The organism is Streptomyces katrae (assembly GCF_000966975.1).
GTDB lineage: Bacteria > Actinomycetota > Actinomycetes > Streptomycetales > Streptomycetaceae > Streptomyces > Streptomyces katrae.
This window is the reverse complement of record NZ_JZWV01000824.1, coordinates 1-1470: the sequence shown is the minus strand read 5'-3', so window position 1 is coordinate 1470 and position 1470 is coordinate 1. Positions and strand designations below refer to the sequence as shown.

1 pseudogene is annotated in these 1470 nt (G+C 82.0%); it reads right to left on the bottom strand.

The window, feature by feature from the left end:
- Positions 1-106 precede the first annotated feature (106 nt).
- Positions 107-1470, bottom strand: a pseudogene (locus VR44_RS27320) (hypothetical protein); the annotation flags it as partial.

Here is a 1470-nt window from a genome sequence, read left to right as displayed (position 1 = left end):
GGCGTCCACCGCTCCAGCAGCACCACCGCCGGCCCTGCGGTGGCGGCGAGCGCGGCCTCGGCCCCGAGCACCGGCACGGGGAGGGGGCCCAGGGGGCCGGTGTCGGTCATCGGGCCTCCTCGGGGCCGGAGTCGAGCACGGTGTAGCCGAACGCCCGCAGCCGGGTCGCGAGTTCACTGGGGGCGGGGATCCCGGCGGGGCCGGGGCCCCCGGAGAGGCCTCGGGGAGCGTGGAGGCAGGCTCCGGTGAGCCGGTGCAGCGCGGCTTGGAACCGTTCCTCGCGTGCGGCCACGTCCGCCATCCAACCGTTGGTCCAGCCCGTGTCCTCCCACGCGGCGATCCGCGCACCGGCCGCGGCCAGGGGCGCGACGGCCCCGCCCGACGGCGGTACCCGCACCGCTCCCGCCGCCGGGAGGGCTGGTTCGGCGGGGACGGCCGGGGCGCCGGCAGCGGCCGACACCGCCGCTGCGGCGGCCAGGGCGGCGAAGGCCACCGCGTCGCCCGGGGTCGCCTCGACCGCCTCGCCGAGCACCCCGGCACCGGCCGGTCCGGCCGCCCGGGCTCCTCCCGGCGCGACGGTGTCGGGGTCGCCGGGCAGGCCCGGGTCCCGAGGGCCGGGGACCCCGGCCGGGCCGGGTGCGACGGGGGACGGGAGGAGCCCGTGCACCACCGCGCGGTAGACCTCCTCGTGCGGGGCGGCCCGGACCAGTTCCAGCCGGGCCGGTACGCCAAGGCGGGCGGTGAGGGTGGCCCACCAGTGGCGGGCCTGCGGGTGCGCCGACCACGCCTCCTCGGACACCGCGGCCCCTCCCGCCCGGCGGGCCGCCGCCGCCCGCAGGGCCCGGCCCCGGGCGTGCGCGGGGTTCGCCCCGACGGTGAACCGCCCCTCCCCCAAGGAGAGTTCCGCGGCACGGCAGAACAGCTCCAGGCGGGCCAGGTCCAGCCGGGGCGCCCCGCCCGTGAGCCGTTCCCCGGGCAGGGCGCAGGCGGCCAGCGGGACGGGCAGCTGCCCCAGGTCGGACGGCTCCGGCCCCGGCAGGATCCCGCAGCGCCCGTCGCCGAGGGCGTCCAGCCGCCGCAGCGCCTCGCCCAGGGTCCGGGCGGGCGCCAGGCCGGTGCGCCGGTCGGGGTCGAGACGTTCGGGGCCGAGCCAGGTGCGGTAGTCGGCGCGCAGCGGGCGGGCGTCGGCGAGGAGCACGGCGGGCAGCCCGGGCAGCAGCCGCTCGTCCCCGCCTTCGGCCGCGGGGTCCGGCAGCCCGGCGGCCGCGCACAGCAGCCGGTGCGCGGCCGTACCGGCCAGCAGCGCGGAAAACGCGGTCGGGCCGCCGTCCCCGGCGGGCCCGAGCCGGGCCTCCAGGGCCCGCGCGTCGGCGGCGGCCTGGGCCGGGCTGCCCGGGGCGGTGGCGTACCCGCCCGCCCCGGCACGACCGGCCGCGACCGCAGGGCCGGCCCCGTCGCCGTGCACGCGGA